A 21,370-nucleotide genomic window follows, 5' to 3' on the forward strand; every position below is an offset into this window, starting at 1 on the left:
TCGAAATTACAAAAAGAACAGTCTATAAATAACTTGAAAATAACGGTATAATGTAAGTAGAGAGAATGATATCGAATGACAATTACTTATTTTTTGCGTTTTGCTTAGCAATCAACGTTTCTGATGGCTGGCGATTTTACGGACTGTCATCTGGTGTTTTATTTAAAAAGCGATATTTAAGCAATCGAGCGCTTATATGTAGTATACTACGCCCTTTTTGTTTCTTTATTTACAACATATATTTAGTAGTGAAAAGTCTTTATTTCATAAGGTTTTTACATTGAAGACATGTAAATAACGTATTCATCTTGACAACAAGCCTTGCACCATCGAATTCTATAATCGTTGGTTGCCTTGAAGGCAATTAAAACGCCTAAAGGCGTTCTCAGGCCTTTGTTATCTAAGAAGGGTATTCGATGTCTTCTCTGTATCAAATCATCACTACATTGAATACGTTGAATACATTGTTTACAGAGTTAAGATATCAAGTATTTAAAATAACTTTTCAATCAATTTTTATTCTTTAAATACTTTAAATACTACTGATTTTCATAGTACAGATAATTCGAGGGGATGGGCAAAAACACCCTAAAGCGAAAAGTTCCTTTACGGCTTATTTACAGAAGAAATCAGGCAGTAAGTGGGTTAATGTTAAAATTGTGAAAGCTACTAGAAATGGAAATACGAGCTTATCCTATTCCAATGCCCAAAAAGCTACATACCGTTATAAGTTTGTAAATACCGGTTCAAAAACAAGAGTTAACTATACTTTCACTGTCGTGCAATCAATTTGATAAAGAAAAAAGCTGCCTAAACTGGTCTGAAGGCAGCTTTTTTTATAATTAATAAACTGTTTAAAGTTGTGTTTTCAATTTCAACGAGGTTTTCGCGCATCTTACAAGTTTAAAAGTATTTGCTTAAAAGTATTGACCCTCTCGTTACGTGATAGTTTATATTTCAATGTATCATAGTTAGAGAGGATGTAATAATCATGGAATTTTATCCTATGCCATTATTTGTAAAACTTTCAGTAAGCGACATGGAACGCTCGATTAGCTGGTATAAAAGGGTCCTTAATTTTGAATCGGTATTTGAACTGCCGGGCGAAAAAGGAAACATTGTAATGGCTCACATTCGAGGAAAGAAGTATCAAGATATTATGCTAGTGAATCAAAACGAAAAGCTATCTAACGGCAAGGGTGTTGTCCTTAACTTTTCAGTAGATGATGTAGATTCTTTTTCAGACAGAGCTATAAAGGCTGGGGCAAAAATACTCGAAGGTCCTATTGATCGTGTTTGGAATGCCCGTGAGCTTGTTTTGTGTGACCATGATGGTTATGTCATAACACTTTCAAAGGGTATCGATACAGGGAAGGCCTTTGAGGATGTTTTAGAACAAGTTAAATCGAAATAATGATAATTCCGACTAGCCATAGTCGGAATTAAAAGGACTGCTTAAAATAGATAAGCAGTCTTTTCTTTATGATGTCCATTTCTCGAATGATGGGATACGTAGATAGCCCTTTTTGGTGAGGTTGCGGTATTTCACCATACCTTTTAGTTTTGGATCCAAATAAATAAAATCATCCGTTTCTGTCCGGATGTGTTTTTTGTATTCCGCATATAGTTTTTTTCGGTCTGACGGTTTCATAAATTCCATTAAGCCAGCTGGTGATCCATCTTCAAATGAAAGCAGCAAACCAAATTCTTTTTTGCGCAACCCGGTGATCCATATATTTTCATATTGATAGTTAATGACTTTCAGCCATTGATCAGATCGAGTACCAGGACGATATTTTGAATCAGCTTTCTTTAAAACAATCCCTTCAAGACCTTGTTCCTTGATCAAATCAAAGTATTGGCTGCCGTGGCCTTCTATATGCTGCACATAAGCTATTCTGTCGTCTGTATGTAGAACGCTTTCCAACAAAGCCTTTCGTTCGGTTAAAGGCTTATACATCATGTTTTCATGCTTATAATAAAGGTCATCAAACACGCAATATTGTATTTTATGAACAGACCGGTAAGACTGAAACCGTTCCATCATGGCTTCAAAATTCGGTTTTCCCTTTGAATCGGTGACAATGATTTCCCCATCAAGCACGGTTCCGTCCGGAATATCTATGCTATGAAGTTCTTTAAACTTTGCGGTTACTTCATTTTTGTGTCGCGTATATATTTTTACCTTTCCATCAAATTTGGAAAGGGTTAATCTGATACCATCAAGCTTCATTTCCGTTAAAAAATCGGTATCAGAAAAAGCTTCATCTGATTTATGAAGAAGCATAGGAGAAATATACAAATAAACCACCCCATTTTATTGTAGTGGTTTCATAGAACATAGTAATTAGTGGGCTTTTGGAATTGCAGGGAAAGTTGATAAAAATAAAGCTGTATCTAACAACCATTTTGACCTTCAGGTCAATAGGAAAAGCCTTCAGGCTTCGATCTTCGATCAAATTAAAAGCTGTCAGTGGTCCTGTTGTTTGTCTGCCTTTCGACGTCTAATCGTAGCATGGCAATGGGTCTCGTCAAGGCCCGTAAAAGAATTTTCGCCTTGACAAGCCCCTTTCTGCCATGCTTGTATTCGTCTCTGACGAAAGGAGGTGACATGGAGATCATCTTTCAGGCCATCGCAACGATTGCCAGTTGCGTGAGCACGGTGTACGCGGTTCGGACCTTCCACCGGGCGAACCCGAAGCCCAAGGACAAGCACCGCAAAAGCCGGAGAGCCGGGGTGAGGGAAACCTTGCCCCGGCTTTCTTTCGTTGGTGAATGAGCAAAATGTTTGAAATTCTCGCTGAGATTAATGTACCGCTTGTGACTTTGAGAGATAAATTGCATTCAAAAAATGGGTAATCAGATTTTATATTGACTACCCATTTTGCTTAGTCATTCGTTCCGGTGACTAAAGTGCTGTTTCGATTGCTTCTGTTACCTGTGTCTAACAAGCTGATACTCCTGAAGAAGCTAGAAATTTCAGCTTATCGCTTTATAATATGCTTCGTAGAGTTAAACTTACTGATTTATTAATGGAGGTAGCTGAACGGACTGGATTTGACGAATCATTTGTTCACGCTTCTTCAAATCAACCGCCTAAAGGTGAGGAAAAGTCTATTGTGATGGCTTCATTAATGGCAATGGGGACAAATATTGGATTAACTAAAATGGCAGAAGCAACTCCTGATATTTCATATCGCCAGATGGCCAATGTTATGCAATGGAGATTACATGAAGATGCGATGACTCGCGCTCAAGCTACACTGGTAAATTATCAGCACCGTATATCATTAACTTCATATTGGGGAGATGGGACAACATCATCTTCTGATGGTATGCGTGTTCCTGTCGGTGTATCATCGTTACATGCAGATTCAAATCCGCATTACGGAACTGGGAAAGGTGCGACCATTTATCGTTTTACAAGTGATCAGTTTTCTTCCTTTTATGCAAAAGTTATTAATACAAATGCAAGGGATGCCGTACATGTGATAGATGGATTATTACATCATGAATCTGACCTTTCAATTGAAGAGCATTACACTGATACAGCAGGTTACACGGATCAAGTTTTCGGATTAAGTCATTTGTTAGGGTTTCGTTTTGCACCAAGACTAAGAGATATAAGTGACGCTAAATTATATACCATTTCTTCTCCTAATAATTTTCCAAACATAAAAGGCATACTTCGAGGAAAGATTAACACAAACGTTATTAAAGAGAATTTTGATGATGTATTAAGGCTGGCACATTCAATTCGAGAAGGAAGAGTTTCTGGATCATTAATCATGGGGAAATTAGGTTCATATGCAAGACAAAATAAAATAGCTACAGCTCTTAGAGAGATTGGGAGAATTGAAAAAACAATCTTTATTCTTGACTATATAACAAATGAAACATTAAGAAGAAGGATACATCGTGGGTTAAATAAAGGAGAAGCCATGAATGGATTGGCTAGAGCTTTATTTTTTGGTAAACGAGGTGAATTCAGAGAACGAGGCATACAAGATCAACTACAAAGAGCTAGTGCATTAAATATATTAATCAATGCAATAAGCGTATGGAATACTGTGTATTTGAGCGAAGTGACAAAGAAATTTAAGAAAAGGGATAGTCTAAAGGAAGAATTACTCCCACACATTTCACCGTTAGGATGGGAGCATATTAATTTTCTTGGAGAATATAAATTTGATTCGCATCGATTACCCACAAATTCTCTAAGACCATTAAATAAAAATTAACCAATAACACATAAAGCCAAATTCCTTAACGTACGGGTATTTGGCTATTTTAATGTCGAATTTTGCTTAGCGTACAAAATTTCCGAAATGCTGGCTGTACCCCGTAAACTTCCTCTTTTTTGGTGTGTGGTAATTTGTCGATATATTTTAACAAGTTGCTAAACGCTTTGCTCACCTTGATAACCTACACAAACATTTGTTCTCATATTGATTATATCAGATTTCGGACAGATATCAAATATCAACATTTACCTTTAACAGAGCCATCGTAATAAAAAGGATCTTGCCTATTAGGGAAGATCCTTTTTATTCAAGACCGCTTTTGCGGCATGGTCGTCCAAATAATTTTTAATACATCTCCCGAAGCAACGGGTTGATCAAAGCTGGTTTCTTTATTATTGTTCATAAGAACAAACCTGCCATTTGAAGCAAGCGGCATATCGATTTCAACAAATTTGAATATATCCTGAAAAATAAAAGGCTGCCGCTTATGCTGGACACACTTCAAAATATCTCCGTTCCGAATCAACGTGTTTTCATCCAAAAGCTCATCGTTCCGGTAAAATTCAATTAGTCTTTTCGATAGTAAGATTCTTTTTCCATTGAATGTGACCGGTATCGAGTAATTCACTTGCGCATTCATCGCGTTCGCAAGCGTTGCAACATTCGGGATGGATGGCTGGATCACATTGATCTCATCTCCATCTTCGTATGGACTTCCCGGTTTTACAGTGATGCCATTTCTCTCAATCTTCCCGGAAAAAATCGTAACCTGCCTATTTTTTTCGTTGATCTTGATGAAAAAGGGTTGAATATTGGCAACAAGATGCTCCAAAGTAAGATAGGCCAGCACCTCTTTGATCGACTGGGGCAGATTGCAAATAATCTCATCTCTGTCTTCAACAAAGTCTTCACGGCTTGCCATCAGGCCGTTCCTTATGATTTGTGCTTCGATTGTATGCTTTGCACCGTTTATCGTGATTGTCTTTTTTGGAGCGTGATCGATTAAATCATGAATACGGGCGATAGGCGGGGAACCATCCTCGCCCTTTTTCACGGTGATTTCATCGCCATTGTCCACTTCATCGTCCAATGTTGCTTCCAGACCATTTAAAAGAAGCAACGGTTTTTTTCCGTGCAGCCCCGGAATGGTAATGATGTGTCCATTTAAGCTGACCATCATCGCTATCCCCGGTTTTCCGTATAATCTGTTTAGCTTTATTCCCGCTGTAAGCAAACAATCGCCAACGGTCATTCGTTTCATATCGAAAAGCCGGACGGCCTGCCCGTTTACGGTCACGCTCATATATTGAATCGGGTTTTTGTGGGCTGCAATCGCGATCCCGATAGGTGTTACAAGTTCCGGCCCTTTTTTAAGCTCATCGGCCAAAGTGAGGTTTTGGATCGCTTCAAGGCCCCTGATGGCCACACGGTTTGCAGGGAGGCCAAGTCTCCCAGCTAACAGAAAAGGGAGCTCAGGCGTCAAGCTGCCCCCGCCAACAAGCATTACCGCTTTTGGTGATTTATTGCTGTTCAATAATAAAATTTCGGAACAAATTGCATCAGCCAGCTTTTCAAGTGCTGGGGAGAGCTGGCTTATGACTTCTTGCTTTGGAATAGACGTTTCAAACCCAAGAATATCGGTGACAGTAATTTCTTCATGCTGGGCCAGCTGTCTTTTCGCCTGCTCAGCAAGCGGGAAGTCAAGCAATAGTTGATCGCTTATCGCTTCTGTAATTTCATCGCCTGCTACAGGAACCATGCCATAAGCGATAACCGTTCCGGAATCGGTAAGAGCAATATCTGAAGTGCCGGCCCCGATATCCACTAGGGCGACATTTAATCGTCTCATCGACCTTGGGATCAGAACATTTATCGCTGCGATTGGTTCAAGGGTCAGAGCCTGCATTTCCAGGTCAGCCCGCTTTAAAGCCGCAATGAGCGATTCTACGACTACCTTGGGCAGGAACGTAGCGATGATCTCAACAGAAGCCTCATCGCCGCTCTGATCGATTAAATTACCAATTTCCTGTCCGTCAAGACGGTAATATAAAACGGAATATCCGACACAATAATAATGATACGAGGCATGTGCAGAACCTTTTTCCGCAACCAGTGCCTGTGCCTGCTGGACAGCGCTTAATTCTAAATGGATAATATCTTCACGCTGCATCATCGGCTTTCCTTTTATATCGGTGGTAATCTCGGCCCGTTCCGTTTTTAAGGCCCTGCCGGCTGCCGCAACGCAGACACTCTCTAAAATGCCGTGCTTTTTCTCAAGGTCTGTTTTTATTTCTTGAATAATTTTCGATACGGCAATTACATCATGGATCTGGCCATCAAGCATGGCGCGCTCTGTGTGTTCTTTTTCCAGAATATCTTTTACAATATAATTTTCGTCCTGTTTTTCCAGAATGATACCGACAACGGAACGAGTTCCTATATCAAGGGCAAAAATCTTTTCCTGCAACGAAAACACCTTCTTTTTAGAAAAATATACTTTAATGCTTAAAAGCGTTTAATTAATAAAGAAAAAAGGGTGACATTCCCTTACATTTCATATATAATAATCTCTAATATATATGAAATGTACCATATTTTTATTATTCATTAAAGTTGCCGGCAGCAATGGTGTCATCACAACAATAATCGTCAGTTGTAAGCCTTTCGATTGGATTGTTGAACCGGCATATATTAAAAGGCGAAAGGAAGGATTGCAATGAGCAACGAAGAACTTGAAGCCCTGCGCGGGCAACTGGATGACATTAATCTTGAGTTATTAAATTTTATTAACAAGCGTGCAGAACTTGTACAGGAAATTGGCCGGGTAAAAGAAAAACAAGGTATGAACCGTTATGACCCGGTTCGTGAAAGAAAGATGCTGGATTTAATTGAAGCCCACAATGAAGGGCCGCTTGAACTAGCTTCCCTTAAACATATTTTCAAAGAAATCTTTAAGCTTGGACTTGATCTTCAGGAGGATAATCATAAAAAAGCTTTATTGGTTTCAAGAAAGAAAAAGCCGGAAGATACCATTATCAATCTGAAAGGCGAATTAATTGGGAATGGCGTGCCAAGCTTCGTATTTGGACCATGTGCAGTAGAGTCTTATGAGCAGGTTGCAAAGGTCGCAGATATAGTCAAGAGTAAAGGCCTGAAACTATTGCGCGGCGGCGCCTATAAGCCACGCACATCGCCGTATGACTTCCAGGGCCTTGGCGTTGAAGGCTTGAAAATTCTAAAGCGCGTTGCCGATGAATATGGATTGGCAGTTATCAGCGAAATTGTTAGCCCAAATGATATTGAAACGGCTGTTGACTACATCGATGTGATTCAGATCGGCGCAAGGAACATGCAAAACTTTGAATTGCTGAAGGCCGCTGGTGCTGTAGATAAACCGGTGCTCCTAAAACGCGGGATGGCTGCGACGATCGATGAATTTATCAATGCTGCAGAATATATCATGGCCCAGGGAAATGGCAACATCATTCTTTGTGAAAGAGGAATCAGGACATATGAGCGTGCGACCAGGAATACCCTTGACATTTCCGCCGTTCCGATCCTGAAACAGGAAACGCATTTACCTGTTATGGTCGATGTCACCCATTCTACCGGAAGACGTGACTTGCTTCTGCCTGCTGCCAAAGCTGCCCTGGCCATCGGTGCAGACGGCGTCATGGCTGAGGTCCACCCAGATCCAGCAGTTGCATTATCAGATTCAGCCCAACAAATGGACTTTAAGCAATTTGATGAATTCTACAGTGAAATCCAAAGACAAAGCTGGGTTACTGTTTGACAGTAAATGCCCCTTCCATTTAATTACGGCGTATGGACAGCCCTTTTGCAGAGATGCAGGGGCTGTTTATTTTTATTCAAAAATTTTTAAAAAAATGTCAAAGTGTGAAGATTTTACTGCAAAATAGAACTCATACATTGCAGTAAACAGGCTATTGTCGTATGATTATTTACATAAAAATATCGTCCTGTTTCAATAGTCTGCTTATTCTTGTTCAAACGTGAACAAACACATAGATGAATCTCGCTTTTTTGGCTGTGCATGGAAGATAGTGTTGAAAACAGAAATAATCATCTTATATTAAGGGAAAAATAGAGGAAATGAAGGAGTGGTAAAATGAATAATAATATAACGATTTATGATGTGGCACGTGAAGCGAATGTATCAATGGCCACAGTATCCCGTGTCGTAAACGGGAATCCGAATGTTAAACCGGTTACCAGGAAAAAGGTGTTGGAAGTTATTGAGCGACTAGGATACCGTCCGAATGCAGTAGCAAGAGGTTTAGCGAGCAAGAAAACGACGACGGTCGGGGTAATCATTCCCGATATTTCCAGCATCTTTTTTGCTGAACTGGCTAGAGGTATTGAAGATATTGCTACCATGTACAAATACAATATCATCTTAAGCAACTCAGATGAAAATAAAGAAAAAGAATTTCATTTGCTGAATACGATGCTCGGCAAGCAAGTGGATGGCATTGTATTCATGGGATCCAATATAACGAACGAGCATGTCGAGGAATTCCAAAGATCTCCGGTACCAATTGTTTTGGCATGCTCTGTAGAAGACACGGGCAAGGTTCCGTCTGTGAATATTGATTATGTAGCGGCCGCTTTTGATGCGGTGACATCATTTGCAGAGCAGGGACACCGCAATATTGCTTTTGTCACTGGGAATGAAGCGGAACCGATTAATCAAAAAAAACTAGCAGGCTATAAACGGGGCCTTGAAAATGCTAATTTATCCTTCGATGAATCTTACATAGTCGAAGGGGATTATACATATGATTCAGGCATTGAATCGTTTGAAAAGCTGATCGAGGCCGCAGAAAGACCAACAGCGATCATTGTCGGGGCAGACGAGATGGCGCTTGGGATCGTCCATGCTGCCCAGGATAAAGGCTATAATGTCCCGGATGATTTTGAAGTTATCAGTTTTGATAATACCCGCCTCACATTGATGGTCCGCCCGCAAATTACAACCATTGTCCAGCCGCTCTATGATATCGGCGCCGTAGCAATGAGACTATTGACCAAACTGATGAACAAAGAAACCGTTGATGGGCAGGAAACCGTCGTGCTCCCGCATCGCATCGAAAAACGGCAATCCACAAAATAAAAGACGTCTACCCTGAAAATTTAAAGCATGCTGGTACTTGCCTTGGTTGTTTTCTTACAGTATTTTTGAAGATGTATCACTGAAATGGTGATATGTCTTTTTTTTGACTAGACCCTTATTTTTCAAAAAGTGTTCTATTTAACAAATTCCCTTTAAATGTTAAGATTGTAAAGGGGTATTTTCAGGCGAAGCAGACAAGAGGGCTAATAGACATTAAAGTAATTTCAGTTTTTGCTTTTAACAGAGTTAGAATATGAATAAGAAGTGATATAAAAATTTCATAGGGGAGTAAATAAGATGCAAAAAAATAAAGAATTGCATGCTTTCTTACTAAATAAAGCTGAACAGCTAACTGAAGAGTGGTACGATTCATTAGATAAAAGCGATCCATCAGGAGTTTATGCGTCTGCTGATCCAGAAGTCATAAAATCTGTGAAAAGTAAAAACTTTGAATTTCACCAAAATCTAAGCCGGATGTTAGTTGAAGAGGAATCTATATTTTATCAGAAGTTTAGTAAATGGATACTCGAAGTTGCTACGGACGATGAACACGTAACAACACCTGTCCACTTTGTTATAAGAGAGTTTATGAGAGTTCGGAAACAATACTTGGACTTTATTGAAGAATTTGTTTCTCTGTATAATGAAAGATTTAGTCAAGAAGAGATTGGTTTATGGAATGAAATGATAATTAAAGCATTTGATAGTGTTATTCTCTGGTATATAGAGGAAAGGAATAATTATGTAAACAACAGACTAGCATCTCAAAAGGAAATGATTAATGAATTAAGCTCACCTGTTATTGTACTCAACAATGATGCGGCATTACTGCCGTTAATTGGAGATATTGATACTGCGAGAGCGAAATTAATCCTTGAAAACACTTTGGAGCAATGTGCGGATAAAAGAATTAGATATCTTTTTATAGACTTGTCAGGGGTGGTTGTGATTGATACCATGGTTGCCCATCAAATCTTTCAATTAGTAGATGCCCTGAAATTATTAGGTGTTGCGACAACGTTATCGGGCATGAGACCAGAAATTGCTCAGACAGCTGTACAGCTAGGGCTTTCCTTTGATAAGGTATCCATAAAGTCCAACCTTTCTCAGGCAATATCTCTTAAACTGTAACTTTTTTGTCATTAAATAAAATTAGCCTAGCCATGATAGTTAATTGCGTAAGAAACGAAACAACTGCCGCATCACTGGGAATTAGAGCATGGTTTGGATAAATAATAATTAAAAGAAATGCCTGGCAATTGCTCAGAGCCAGGCATTTTTTTCATTACATAAAATACCTCACTTAACTTTTTCTAAAACCTAAACTGGCAGCCACTATTAGGGCGATTATAGAAGATACAAGCAATGATACACCAACAATTGCAGCTAATCCCTCACAATCAGGACCAGAATGTCTATATCTTCATCGATCATCGCTTTCCACTCGTTGCGAATTTCTTGCTTATTTCTTCCGAAACGGCTTAGATCATGAACGAAACCACGTTTCCTGACGCTAGCCCTTGCCCGGTTTAATGTTTAAAGGTTAAAAAGATGTGGTATGTTTACAATATACTGGTAAAGGCTAAATACTTTTATCTCATAAAGAGGTGAACCCCATGACTAATGACTCTGAAGATTTATTATTTATAAAAGAACTTGTCCAATTGTTTGGTGACTTTACAAGATGTCCTGATTCCCGATTAAGTGATATTATTATTTATGATATTTTATTACTGGCTTCTATAATAGATGATGAACGTATTGAACAGAAGGAAAGCATTGTAACGATTGTAACCAGCTAAGAGTTTGATCTGATCGGATACAGTGCCTTTTCAAGCGTTTGTTTGTTCTTTTCTGTAATTTCCGGTTTGCGGGGGATCGGCTGATAAATACCGTCATGATCGTCCCACTCGACAGGGAGGATTACCGGTGATTCTTGCTGCCATTGGTTTACCCATTCTTTTGGAAGGGGACCGATATTGTGTTTGTTATCGGTCATTTCCATCCAGATGAATGACCACGCCCTCGGGACTACGCGATAAATGTCATAACCGCCACCGCCGACGGCGATCCAGCGGCCTTCGCAGTACTTATGGGCCATTTCATGGGCAAGCTTTGGTATTTCCCTGTATATTTTCATGGTAGAGGAAAGATGCGTCAGCGGGTCATAATAATGGGCATCCGCCCCGTTTTGTGTCACGATGACATCAGGTTTGAAATATTCCGCCACCTCCTTGAAGGCAGCAGTATAGGCTTCGAGCCAGGACTCATCCTCAGTGAACGCATCTACAGGTATATTGAAAGAATAGCCATATCCTTTTCCCTGGCCGCGTTCGTTGATATTGCCGGTTCCAGGAAATAAATATCTCCCTGTTTCATGGATGGATACCGTACAAACATCCGGATCGTCGTAAAAGGCCCACTGTACTCCATCGCCATGATGGGCATCTGTATCGATATAGAGCACTCTTGCTTTATATTGTTCCTGTATATATTTAATTGCAACAGAACTATCATTATAAATGCAGAACCCGGATGCTTTTCCTCTGAAACCGTGATGGAGTCCGCCGCTCAGGCTCAATGCGTGCTCAGCCTGTCCTGTCATGACCTGATCGACAGCAGTCAATGTTCCCCCGGCAAGCAGGGCGCTTGCCTCATGCATATTAGAAAATATCGGTGTATCCTCAGTACCTAGTCCAAAATTCTCTGCTTTTTCCTCGCTCAGTTTTCCCTGGCCTGCCAGCTTGACGGCGTTTACATATCCGGGGTCATGAACTAATCCCAGCTCTTCATCCGTAGCCATTCTTGGTTCAATAATATCTTCATCATTGATTGCATGGTGTTTTTTTAACAAATCAAGCGTTAGCTGCAGCCTTTTTTGGTTAAAAGGGTGCCCGTCGTTGAACTTATATGATAAAAGTTCTTCAGAATATACGAACACTGCATTTTTGTTCATGAAGAAAACCCCGGTAAGCTGGGCCATAAAACGGTATAGCCTTCTTTGTTTATTAACTTGGCGGCGGCAAGAATCGTATCGGTTTCAGTAAGAGTGACTATGTCTTTTTTCATGACTTCTTCTATGATCATTTTCAATGCCTCCTCACTTTCCGCTTAATACATGAAACGATTCATAAATCGCAAATGGTCGAACGTCTCGACAGATGCCGGCGGGACTCTTTTCCCAATTCGGGCCATAAGGCAATTTGCGGGATGGGAGCTGATTTCCGGATCGTCCGTCGCATAATAAACCAGGCCGCCTGCGCCCATCATTTTTTCCATAACTTTGCGATAGTCCCAAACGTTCAGCCCGGTTCCCTTAAGATCCCAATGCCAATAATATTCAGTAGTGATGACAATATAGTCCTCCATCACGTCGTCCATCATCGAAACAATCAGGAGACTTTTCCCCACTTTGGCGCCGCGAAACTGCGGAATGACCTCGATGGCACCCAGTTCAATCAAATCTTCCATTTCAATTTCGGACCATCTTTCCAATGGATCGGGATATAAGTAGGTTACATAACCGACGATCGTATCTTTGTGCCTTGCAATGATGATCCTGCCTTCAGGAAGATCGGCTATCCCAATTAAAGCCTTATGTTGCTGGGCCGGGGGACGGAAAGCCACTAAATCCCGATGAAATTCATAGGTTTCTAATTTCTCGGATGAAATCGGGCCTTCAATGATCAATGTCCCATGCGCCGTTTTTAATTCCCTGGCATTATAGGTCTTTCTATGCTCCATTCCTTCACCACCTATGTAAAGTAGTCCTTTCCATTATACTTAAAAGGAGGGAGGAAACATATAATAGATTATTATTATCTTAGAATAAAATTAATTTTTTTAAAAATTGAGAAAAAGGTTTGAATGTACTATAATGAATGTATAAAGTCGATTAAAGGGGGATTTTGTGAGATGAAAGTGGAAGCGCTGCCAGTGGTTATGGGGGATTACAACCTAAAGAATTATGAGGAAACGTACAAACAGTTTGACTGGTCTGAAACAGAAAAAGACTTTTCCTGGTCCGAAACGGGAAAAGTGAACCTTGCCTATGAAGCAATCGACCGCCACGCAGGATCGCATAGAAAGAATAAGGTGGCATTGTATTACAAGGACGAACAAAGGGACGAAAAGTACACATTCAAGGAGATGAAGGAGCTTACAAACAAGGCCGGAAATGTCCTCAAAGCTTATGGGGATGTCGAAAAAGGCGATCGTGTTTTTATTTTCATGCCTCGGTCCCCGGAACTTTATTTCGCCCTGTTGGGTGCTGTTAAGCTTGGTGCGATTGTCGGACCGCTTTTCGAAGCATTCATGGAAGGCGCAGTGAAGGACCGGCTTGAAGATAGTGAAGCAAAGGTTCTGATAACTACACCAGATTTATTATCGAGGGTGCCTGTAAATGAACTTCCGGCTTTAAAGCATATTTTCCTTATCGGCGAGAACATTGAAGAAGATGGGATGTATTATGACTTCAAAAATAAATTGAAGGAAGCGGATAAACATTTAGAGATTGAGTGGGTGGACCGCAACGATGGGTTAATCCTCCACTATACTTCCGGATCTACCGGAAAGCCAAAAGGTGTCCTTCATGTGCATAATGCGATGATTCAGCATTATCAAACAGCCAAATGGGTGCTTGATTTACGCGATGATGATGTTTATTGGTGTACAGCTGACCCGGGCTGGGTGACTGGTACTTCATACGGCATTTTTGGTCCATGGCTTACAGGAACGTCCAATGTAATTGTAGGCGGCCGTTTTAAGCCGGAATCTTGGTATCAAACGATTGAAAACTTTGGCGTCACGGTCTGGTACAGTGCGCCGACAGCTTTCCGTATGCTGATGGGAGCAGGGGATGAGATCGTCAAAGAGTTTGATTTGAGCTCCCTTCGCCATATCCTTAGCGTTGGGGAACCGTTAAACCCTGAGGTTGTGCGCTGGGGAATGAAAGTATTCCAGCTTCGTATTCATGATACTTGGTGGATGACTGAAACAGGCGCACAGGTTATTTGTAACTATCCGGCGATTGAAATTAAACCTGGCTCGATGGGTAAACCAATTCCAGGCGTTAAAGCCGCGATTGTTGATGATCAGGGGAACGAACTGCCGCCGCATAGAATGGGAAATCTTGCGATTAAAAAAGGCTGGCCATCGATGATGAGTCAGATCTGGAATAACCAGCAAAAGTATGAATCCTATTTCATGCCTGGTGATTGGTATGTATCAGGTGATTCAGCCTATATGGATGAAGAAGGCTATTTCTGGTTCCAGGGCCGTGTTGATGATGTCATCATGACATCCGGTGAGCGTGTTGGCCCGTTTGAAGTGGAAAGCAAGCTGGTCGAACATCCGGCGGTTGCTGAAGCCGGCGTAATTGGCAAGCCGGACCCCGTACGCGGTGAGATTATAAAAGCATTTGTAGCCCTTCGTGACGGTTATGATCCAAGCGACGAGCTTATCGAAGAAATCCGCCAGTTTGTAAAAAAGGGACTTGCGGCCCATGCGGCACCGCGTGAAATTGAATTCCGGGACAAGCTGCCAAAGACACGCAGCGGTAAAATCATGCGCCGTGTCTTAAAAGCATGGGAACTGGACCTGCCGGCAGGCGATTTATCGACGATGGAAGATTAATTTGTTTCAAGAAACTATATATAGGCATAAGAAAAATGACGTGCAAAAGGGCACGTCATTTTTCTTATATTCATCTCCGCCCCGCTTCAAGAATCCTTACCAAGTCGGTTTAGCTTGATCTTTGTCGCTTCTGCTCAACCGGCAATTTTTTTAATTTGCAGATGATGCTGTACCAGCTGTGGATACGGAATTAGACGGTGAAGACTCTTTCCCGGCAATGTCCACAGCAGTCACGTAATAGGAACCGCCTCTGCCGCCAAATGCCAAATTTTCACCTGCTTTAATGCTTCTGACTCTTTTACCGTTACTATATACTCTGAACCCAATAACATCGCCTTCCGGGTGTTTGCCCCAAGCAATTGTATTCCCCTGTTTCCACACAGAAGGGGGATTCGGTACTTTACCGTTATCACTCAGTCTGGCATTCGCCGACACAGCACTTCCTCCACTCTTTGTGTCAGGGGATAAAGCGCTGGGATCTATGATGTACTTACCGCCAATTGATTCAAGGGTATCTGGGCTCACGCTGACCCCTGTACTAGTAAATTCACCTGGAGTGGAAGGAAGCGCAACATATCTTTTGCCGCCAGCTTGAACGTATTTTCCGGATCCCGCAAAGCTATTATCCATTTTGCCAGGAACAAACTTTGCTACGTATAGGTCAGTTTGTACCATACCTGCCTTTGAACAGGATTCTGATGGCAATAATCCGGAAACAGCACAGAAAGAACGTCTTACAATCCCGCCAGGCATTTCAAATCTTTTCTTTGGCGCTACCAATTCAGGCTGTACCTTGTAGGCTGCATTCATGAGTTGAGCCCACAAGTTGATATTTCTTTTGCTATAGGGAACACCTTTGTAATTTTGTTCAAGTGATTTAGGTGTATCATAGCCAATCCACGTTCCAAACGTAACATTCGGATTCGCCGCCACAAACCAGGCATCCTGAAAATCCTGGGTAGTGCCGGTCTTGCCGGCCCAGTCAGCAGAAAATGCCAGACTGCCTCTTAAGGATGAGGCGGTTCCGCTTGAAATGACGTCTCTCATCATATCTACCGTCAGATAAGAAGTCTGTGGTGTAAATACATTAACCGGTTTAGCCTTATGCTGGTAAATGGCTTTCCCGTCTTTCGTTTCGATTTTATCAATCATATAGGCGTCAACGAACTTGCCTTTATTTGCGAATGTAGCATAGGCATTCACATTTTCTTCTACTGTTACTCCATCGGTCATTCCTCCGAGGGATAATGCAATGCTGTTATAATCAGCGGGTTGAAGACTTGTAAAGCCCATTTTTTCAAGGTATTTAATCGGTTGTTGATTCCTAATATCTGCATAAAATAATGCTGCCGGAACATTATAGGATTTCGCAAGTGCAACTCTGGCTGTTGTTAAACCTGTGTAACCCCCGCCATAATTGCTGGGATACGGATTAGCTGATGAAGAGTCCATCCTGACAGGTACATTTGCTTTTACCGAACCTGGAGCCAATTTGCCAAGCTCAATCCCCGGCCCATATACAAGAAGCGGTTTCATCGTAGACCCGTTTGGCCGAAGTGCATGGGTCGCATGGTTGGTTGCTTCCCGTTCATGATCACGGCCGCCGACAAAGCTGATGATCTTTCCGCTCTTATTTTCAATTAATACAGCACCTGTTTCCACAGGCTCCAGAACCGTCCTGACCTTTTTCGTTTCGGGGTCTATTACTTGCTCAGACCGGGCGTTTCCATAATATTGATAGTTTTTGGCTACTTTCTGCATCTGATCATACATTTTTTTATCGATGGTTGAATAAATTTTGTAGCCGTTTTGATGCAGATTCCGATCAGCCAGCGATAAATATTGCTCCCTTAGATCTTTGTCTTTCTTTAGGTCGCTTTCATCGTATCCGTCTTCCTTGGCTATGATTTTTGCAAGGATGTCAATTGAACGCTTTTTGATCTCATAAGTGACCCATGGGTAATTTTTGATCTGCGATTCCTTTTTAGGGATAAAATCTTTTTTCAAATTGTATTTCAATGCATCTTGATATTCCTTTTCGGAAATATAATTCCCGTCCCGCATCCGTTTCAGGACAATTTTCATCCTGTTTAAACCGGGTTCTACATTTTTCTTAAGCTTTCCCTGCTGTGTAAAGGGAGTGTAGCCGAAAGGGCTTTGTGGCAACCCGGCAATAAAAGCTGACTGAGAAAGATTCAGATCTTTGGCATCCTTCCCAAAGATCCCTTCTGAGGCAGCCTGGACACCGGCAATGTTATCGCCGGAGGAGTTTCTTCCAAACGTTGATACATTCAGATAAGTTTGCAGAATTTCATCTTTTTCAAAGAACTTTTCAACCCTGAGGGCAAGCAGGATTTCTTTCGCTTTCCGTTCAAAGGAAACTTCATTAGTAAGGACTTGGTTTTTAATGAGCTGCTGGGTCAGGGTACTTCCCCCGGATTGGACAGCGGAGTTTGTAAACTCTTGGAATATTGCCCGCATGATCGCCTTAGGGACCACGCCATCGTGTTCATAAAAATATTCATCCTCAGTGGCGATTACAGCATTGGCAAGATGCTTCGATACCTTATCGAGGGTGATCTCCTCACGCTCCAGATCCGTTTTTAGCTTGCCAAGATATACCTGATTCGCAAAGTAGATTTCCGACGTTTCTTCATAGTTATATATGTCCTTTTTCAATTCACTTTTGGTCCGGACCGGCTCATCCTTTACCATCGAAGCAAAATAACCTGCACCGACACCGCCGGCAAACGAAAAGCCCAGTACAGCTATGATAATGAATAACAGCAATAAATTCCAAACTACCCCATATGTAATTCGTGAGTATCTTCTCGTTTTTTTATTTTGAAGAAACTCCGTAAACTTTCTCCACTTAGATAGCAGTTGATTTTGATAATCTTTCATCGTATCATACCCCCCGAAATCACATACATTATAGCATAGATCCGAGTTGGAAAAGGTTATCTTTCCACATTTCCAAAGTTAAAAGCTATGCAAGTTGACAATCATTCTAATCTATGATAAAAATTCATTATTATTAAAACTTTATTTTAAATGGCTACGACGGGATTCAGTAGTGACTCTATCACTGTTTTAGAGAGCCGGTGGCAGGTGGAAACCGGTACATATAGAGAAACGAATTACTTCCTTGAGCATTTGCTGTGAATATAAGTTACATTTGCGAGCTGCCCAAGGCGCTTGTTCTTTTCTTAGTAACAGCAAACGGCAGCGACCGTTATTCGTTTTAAGCGGAGGATGATATCGATTCGTCCTCAAGTTGGGTGGTACCGCGAATTCATTCGTCCCTTCATCTTTATGAAGAGGCGTTTTTTATTTGCTCTTTTTAGGGGATTCGCGAAAATAAGGAGGAAAACCAAAATGGAAATGTTACAGGATCTCAAATGGAGAGGCATAATTTATCAACAAACAGATGAAGAAGGTTTGAAAAATTTTTTAGACAGTGAAAAAATCTCGCTGTATTGCGGGATGGATCCCACCGCCGACAGCATGCATATCGGGCACTTACTGCCTTTCCTTACGCTTCGCCGTTTTCAACAGCACGGCCACCGTCCACTTGTGCTCGTGGGAGGAGCAACCGGGCTAATTGGCGACCCAAGCGGTAAAAGCGAGGAGCGTAAACTTCAAACGATTGAAGCGGTTGAGCACAACGTTAATGGTCTTAAAGCTCAATTGAAGAGGATCTTTGATTTTGGAGGCGAAAATGGGGCTGTCATGGTCAATAACTATGACTGGATTGGTTCTATCGACATGATAACGTTTTTGCGTGATTATGGAAAATATATCGGGATCAATTATATGCTCGCGAAAGATACAATATCATCGCGATTGGAAACAGGCATCTCTTTTACCGAGTTTACGTACACGATAGTCCAGGCAATGGATTTTAATTATTTATATCAAAACTTAGACTGCAAGCTGCAAATCGGCGGCAGCGACCAATGGGGCAATATCACTACAGGGCTGGAGCTTATCAGGAAGATGAACGACGAAGGTGCAAAAGCATTCGGCCTGACGATTCCACTGGTAACGAAAGCTGACGGCACGAAGTTCGGAAAGTCAGAAAGCGGAACAGTCTGGCTGGATCCGGAGAAAACAACACCTTACGAGTTCTACCAATTCTGGATTAACACAGCAGATGCCGATGTCGTGAAATACCTAAAATACTTTACCTTCCTTTCCCATGAGGAAATCGATGCTTTAGCAGAATCAGTGCAAAAGGAGCCTCATTTGCGGAAAGCGCAAAAAGCACTGGCTGAAGAAATGACGCGCCTGATTCATGGTAAGGAAGCGTTGCAGCAGGCCATCAAAATTACGGCTGCATTGTTCAGTGGGGATGTAAAGAACCTGACGGCGGAAGAAATCAAAGTCGGCTTCAAGGATGTGCCAAGCTTCGAGCGCAGCAGCAAAGGAGCTTCAGGACTTGTTGACCTGCTGGTAGAAGCAAAAATCTCATCATCCAAGCGCCAGGCGCGCGAAGATATCCAGAACGGTGCCATCTCGATTAACGGCGATAAAGTGACAGACCATGAATACCTTTTATCTGAAAAAGATATGATTGAAGGACAGTTTACCCTCATTCGCCGTGGAAAAAAGAAGTATACATTGATAAAATAATGAAGAAGCCGGCTTGCGAGCCGGCTTAATTTTTAGTTTCGCTTATAAACACGTAGGTGTCGCTTATATCTTCAATTTTTCGCTTAATGTTTATTAAAGGACTTTTTCCATATTATTTTAACTATTATGAGTATGGAGGATATTGCGGCAAATCCTAAGAAAAATACAATGAACCCCCATAGTCCGATTACAGCATCTTGAAACTCCATATGACCTCTGTTTGTTACAGCTTGCTGAATTTCTATGGCAAAAACTAATACAACCATAAATGTAAATGTGTAAAGGAAAGATAGTATGGTAATACCATAAGGAAGTTTAGAAATCATATTAGACAGAACAAGCACACAAAGAAAAATTATAATTCCTATAATACCCATTAGCCAAAAATGTAAGTCTTTATCATTTAAACTAAGGTTTAAGGAATTACTAACGAAATGTTGGATAAAATCATGAAGGTTATTTACTATATCTGCTAATATTTGAATGATTTCTTTCAAGTTATCAACCCCTTTAACTTTATGATTTATACATTATTCTACAAATCGGAAGAGCATACATAAAAAAACCCTAAAACCATTGATATAACTAGGTTTCTAGGGTTTTTTATAATGCTATTTACGAGCCAATTCGATTAACGAGAGTAGAATTCAACGATAAGCGCTTCGTTGATTTCAGCAGGCAATTCAGAGCGTTCCGGTAAACGAGTAAATGTACCTTCTAATTTATCAGCATCGAAAGTTAAGAAATCAGGAACGAAGTTGCTCACATCGATCGCTTCTTTGACGATGTCAAGGTTGCGTGACTTTTCACGAACACCGATTGCTTGGTTAGCAGCTACTCTGTAAGATGGAATGTCAACGCGATTTCCATCAACAGTGATGTGACCGTGGTTGACAAGCTGGCGAGCCTGGCGGCGGGTACGTGCCAATCCAAGGCGGTATACAACGTTATCAAGACGTGATTCTAGAAGAACCATGAAGTTTTCACCGTGTTTACCTTGTAATTTTCCAGCTTTATCGAATAAAGTACGGAATTGGCGCTCATTCACACCATACATATGGCGAAGCTTTTGCTTCTCTTGTAATTGCATTCCGTATTCGGAAATCTTTTTGCGTTGGTTTGGACCATGTTGTCCAGGAGCGTAAGGACGCTTTTCTAATTCTTTACCAGTTCCGGTTAAGGAAATTCCAAGACGACGGGATAATTTCCAGCTTGGGCCAGTATAACGAGCCATGAATGACTCCTCCTTCAATGTTTTTATTTGGGTAAAATAAAAACCGTTGTGAAATAACAATCATGATCATTTTGTTTTCATGTACCTTCGCCCTAGCAGCAGAGAGTTACGTGATACACCTCATAAGAAAGGCGCAAGCGCCCTGTTCAGCCCCGACCAGCATAAGACGAATTCTGTAGGAAGGCGTTCTTTGCCTTCTGGAGGAATTTGGCTTATGACCTCGAGGGGCTGGGCGCTGGAGCTAGACACTAATCTATGTTCAAAAAAAATCTGATTAGTTAGAGGAACAAAATGAAAACATAAAAGCCAACACAATAGGCTGCAATATTTTACACAAATAATATTATATAATCTACAAACTTTTGAGTCAAGGAATTCTTAAAACTAAATAAAAGATAAAGCATATAAATAGTGACCTTAGTCTTATGAATAAGAAAAAATTAACAAATTAGTCGAAATAAACACAAATATTTGGAGAATTTTTATTTT

General features: G+C 41.0%; 16 protein-coding genes, 1 pseudogene and 1 other annotated feature. Of the genes and pseudogenes, 9 read left to right on the top strand and 8 right to left on the bottom strand.

Annotated features, from left to right (window positions below):
• The first annotated feature begins 991 nt into the window (after positions 1–991).
• A complete protein-coding gene (locus tag ELQ35_RS15185; RefSeq protein WP_246026089.1) occupies positions 992–1,414 on the top strand; it encodes a VOC family protein in 423 nt (140 codons plus the stop codon).
• 66 nt (positions 1,415–1,480) lie between these two features.
• Here ELQ35_RS15185 and ELQ35_RS15190 read toward each other — a convergent pair whose 3' ends face one another.
• Positions 1,481–2,302, bottom strand: coding sequence for an ATP-dependent DNA ligase (locus ELQ35_RS15190; RefSeq protein ID WP_126865707.1), 822 nt, complete (start codon positions 2,300–2,302; stop codon positions 1,481–1,483).
• A gap of 309 nt (positions 2,303–2,611) precedes the next feature.
• On the opposite strand from ELQ35_RS15190, the gene ELQ35_RS22675 reads away from it, so the two are divergent.
• Positions 2,612–2,779, top strand: a complete 168-nt coding sequence (locus ELQ35_RS22675) for a hypothetical protein (RefSeq protein WP_185861789.1) — start codon at positions 2,612–2,614, stop codon at positions 2,777–2,779.
• A 169-nt stretch (positions 2,780–2,948) separates the two neighbouring features.
• Positions 2,949–4,241 (top strand): annotated as a pseudogene (locus ELQ35_RS15195) (Tn3 family transposase); the annotation flags it as partial.
• A 310-nt stretch (positions 4,242–4,551) separates the two neighbouring features.
• Here the strand turns inward: ELQ35_RS15195 and ELQ35_RS15200 are convergent.
• Positions 4,552–6,711 carry a cell division protein FtsA gene (locus tag ELQ35_RS15200; RefSeq protein WP_126865708.1) on the bottom strand — a complete coding sequence of 720 codons (2,160 nt, stop codon included), beginning with the start codon at positions 6,709–6,711 and terminating at the stop codon, positions 4,552–4,554.
• Between the two features lie 249 nt (positions 6,712–6,960).
• Here ELQ35_RS15200 and ELQ35_RS15205 point away from each other — a divergent pair, with 249 nt between their 5' ends.
• The 4 genes from ELQ35_RS15205 to ELQ35_RS15225 all read left to right on the top strand — a co-directional run bounded on the left by ELQ35_RS15205 (position 6,961) and on the right by ELQ35_RS15225 (position 11,180).
• On the top strand, positions 6,961–8,037 hold the full coding sequence (locus ELQ35_RS15205; protein WP_126865709.1) for a bifunctional 3-deoxy-7-phosphoheptulonate synthase/chorismate mutase: 1,077 nt from the start codon (positions 6,961–6,963) through the stop codon (positions 8,035–8,037).
• A gap of 336 nt (positions 8,038–8,373) precedes the next feature.
• On the top strand, positions 8,374–9,378 hold the full coding sequence (gene ccpA / locus ELQ35_RS15210; RefSeq protein ID WP_126865710.1) for a catabolite control protein A: 1,005 nt from the start codon (positions 8,374–8,376) through the stop codon (positions 9,376–9,378).
• Positions 9,379–9,675: 297 nt separating this feature from the next.
• Complete coding sequence (locus tag ELQ35_RS15215) at positions 9,676–10,509, top strand: STAS domain-containing protein (protein ID WP_126865711.1); 834 nt, start codon at positions 9,676–9,678, stop codon at positions 10,507–10,509.
• 485 nt (positions 10,510–10,994) lie between these two features.
• Positions 10,995–11,180, top strand: a complete 186-nt coding sequence (locus ELQ35_RS15225) for a hypothetical protein (RefSeq protein WP_126865712.1) — start codon at positions 10,995–10,997, stop codon at positions 11,178–11,180.
• Here the strand turns inward: ELQ35_RS15225 and ELQ35_RS15230 are convergent.
• Genes ELQ35_RS15230 through ELQ35_RS15235 form a run of 3 tightly spaced genes read right to left on the bottom strand, consistent with a single transcriptional unit; the run spans position 11,177 to position 13,122 of the window.
• Positions 11,177–12,334, bottom strand: coding sequence for an acetoin utilization protein AcuC (locus ELQ35_RS15230; RefSeq protein WP_126865713.1), 1,158 nt, complete (start codon positions 12,332–12,334; stop codon positions 11,177–11,179). The two genes, ELQ35_RS15225 and ELQ35_RS15230, sit on opposite strands and share 4 nt — an antisense overlap.
• Positions 12,331–12,465, bottom strand: a complete 135-nt coding sequence (locus ELQ35_RS23480; protein ID WP_143253471.1) for a CBS domain-containing protein — start codon at positions 12,463–12,465, stop codon at positions 12,331–12,333. The genes ELQ35_RS15230 and ELQ35_RS23480 overlap by 4 nt, the downstream gene beginning before the upstream one ends.
• Positions 12,466–12,489: 24 nt before the next feature.
• Positions 12,490–13,122 (bottom strand): GNAT family N-acetyltransferase, encoded by a 633-nt coding sequence (locus ELQ35_RS15235; RefSeq protein ID WP_126865714.1) that lies wholly within the window; start codon positions 13,120–13,122, stop codon positions 12,490–12,492.
• Between the two features lie 171 nt (positions 13,123–13,293).
• Here ELQ35_RS15235 and acsA point away from each other — a divergent pair, with 171 nt between their 5' ends.
• Positions 13,294–15,012 (top strand): acetate--CoA ligase, encoded by a 1,719-nt coding sequence (gene acsA, locus ELQ35_RS15240; protein WP_126865716.1) that lies wholly within the window; start codon positions 13,294–13,296, stop codon positions 15,010–15,012.
• A 150-nt stretch (positions 15,013–15,162) separates the two neighbouring features.
• Here acsA and ELQ35_RS15245 read toward each other — a convergent pair whose 3' ends face one another.
• Positions 15,163–17,916 carry a transglycosylase domain-containing protein gene (locus ELQ35_RS15245; RefSeq protein ID WP_126865718.1) on the bottom strand — a complete coding sequence of 918 codons (2,754 nt, stop codon included), beginning with the start codon at positions 17,914–17,916 and terminating at the stop codon, positions 15,163–15,165.
• A 147-nt stretch (positions 17,917–18,063) separates the two neighbouring features.
• Positions 18,064–18,322 (top strand) — a binding site (T-box leader).
• A gap of 68 nt (positions 18,323–18,390) precedes the next feature.
• Between ELQ35_RS15245 and tyrS the strand changes: the two genes are divergently transcribed.
• Positions 18,391–19,647 carry a tyrosine--tRNA ligase gene (gene tyrS / locus ELQ35_RS15250; protein ID WP_126865720.1) on the top strand — a complete coding sequence of 419 codons (1,257 nt, stop codon included), beginning with the start codon at positions 18,391–18,393 and terminating at the stop codon, positions 19,645–19,647.
• An 83-nt stretch (positions 19,648–19,730) separates the two neighbouring features.
• On the opposite strand, the gene ELQ35_RS15255 is transcribed toward tyrS, so the two are convergent.
• Positions 19,731–20,144 (bottom strand): hypothetical protein, encoded by a 414-nt coding sequence (locus tag ELQ35_RS15255; RefSeq protein ID WP_126865722.1) that lies wholly within the window; start codon positions 20,142–20,144, stop codon positions 19,731–19,733.
• Between the two features lie 134 nt (positions 20,145–20,278).
• Positions 20,279–20,881: a 30S ribosomal protein S4 gene (gene rpsD / locus ELQ35_RS15260; protein ID WP_126865724.1), complete on the bottom strand. Its 603-nt coding sequence runs from the start codon at positions 20,879–20,881 to the stop codon at positions 20,279–20,281.
• Between the last annotated feature and the right edge of the window lie 489 nt (positions 20,882–21,370).

The sequence above is a fragment of the Peribacillus cavernae genome (assembly GCF_003989135.1).
Lineage (GTDB): Bacteria > Bacillota > Bacilli > Bacillales > DSM-1321 > Peribacillus > Peribacillus cavernae.

What these genes read in the sequence shown, in the direction of transcription:
- ELQ35_RS15205 (WP_126865709.1), top strand. Translation starts at nt 6,961, where the DNA reads ATGAGCAACGAAGAACTTGAAGCCCTGCGCGGGCAACTGGATGACATT.
- tyrS (WP_126865720.1), top strand. Translation starts at nt 18,391, where the DNA reads ATGGAAATGTTACAGGATCTCAAATGGAGAGGCATAATTTATCAACAA.
- ccpA (WP_126865710.1), top strand. Translation starts at nt 8,374, where the DNA reads ATGAATAATAATATAACGATTTATGATGTGGCACGTGAAGCGAATGTA.
- ELQ35_RS22675 (WP_185861789.1), top strand. Translation starts at nt 2,612, where the DNA reads ATGGAGATCATCTTTCAGGCCATCGCAACGATTGCCAGTTGCGTGAGC.
- acsA (WP_126865716.1), top strand. Translation starts at nt 13,294, where the DNA reads ATGAAAGTGGAAGCGCTGCCAGTGGTTATGGGGGATTACAACCTAAAG.
- ELQ35_RS15235 (WP_126865714.1), bottom strand. Translation starts at nt 13,122, where the DNA reads ATGGAGCATAGAAAGACCTATAATGCCAGGGAATTAAAAACGGCGCAT.
- ELQ35_RS23480 (WP_143253471.1), bottom strand. Translation starts at nt 12,465, where the DNA reads ATGATCATAGAAGAAGTCATGAAAAAAGACATAGTCACTCTTACTGAA.
- ELQ35_RS15225 (WP_126865712.1), top strand. Translation starts at nt 10,995, where the DNA reads ATGACTAATGACTCTGAAGATTTATTATTTATAAAAGAACTTGTCCAA.
- rpsD (WP_126865724.1), bottom strand. Translation starts at nt 20,881, where the DNA reads ATGGCTCGTTATACTGGCCCAAGCTGGAAATTATCCCGTCGTCTTGGA.
- ELQ35_RS15230 (WP_126865713.1), bottom strand. Translation starts at nt 12,334, where the DNA reads ATGAACAAAAATGCAGTGTTCGTATATTCTGAAGAACTTTTATCATAT.
- ELQ35_RS15185 (WP_246026089.1), top strand. Translation starts at nt 992, where the DNA reads ATGGAATTTTATCCTATGCCATTATTTGTAAAACTTTCAGTAAGCGAC.
- ELQ35_RS15245 (WP_126865718.1), bottom strand. Translation starts at nt 17,916, where the DNA reads ATGAAAGATTATCAAAATCAACTGCTATCTAAGTGGAGAAAGTTTACG.
- ELQ35_RS15215 (WP_126865711.1), top strand. Translation starts at nt 9,676, where the DNA reads ATGCAAAAAAATAAAGAATTGCATGCTTTCTTACTAAATAAAGCTGAA.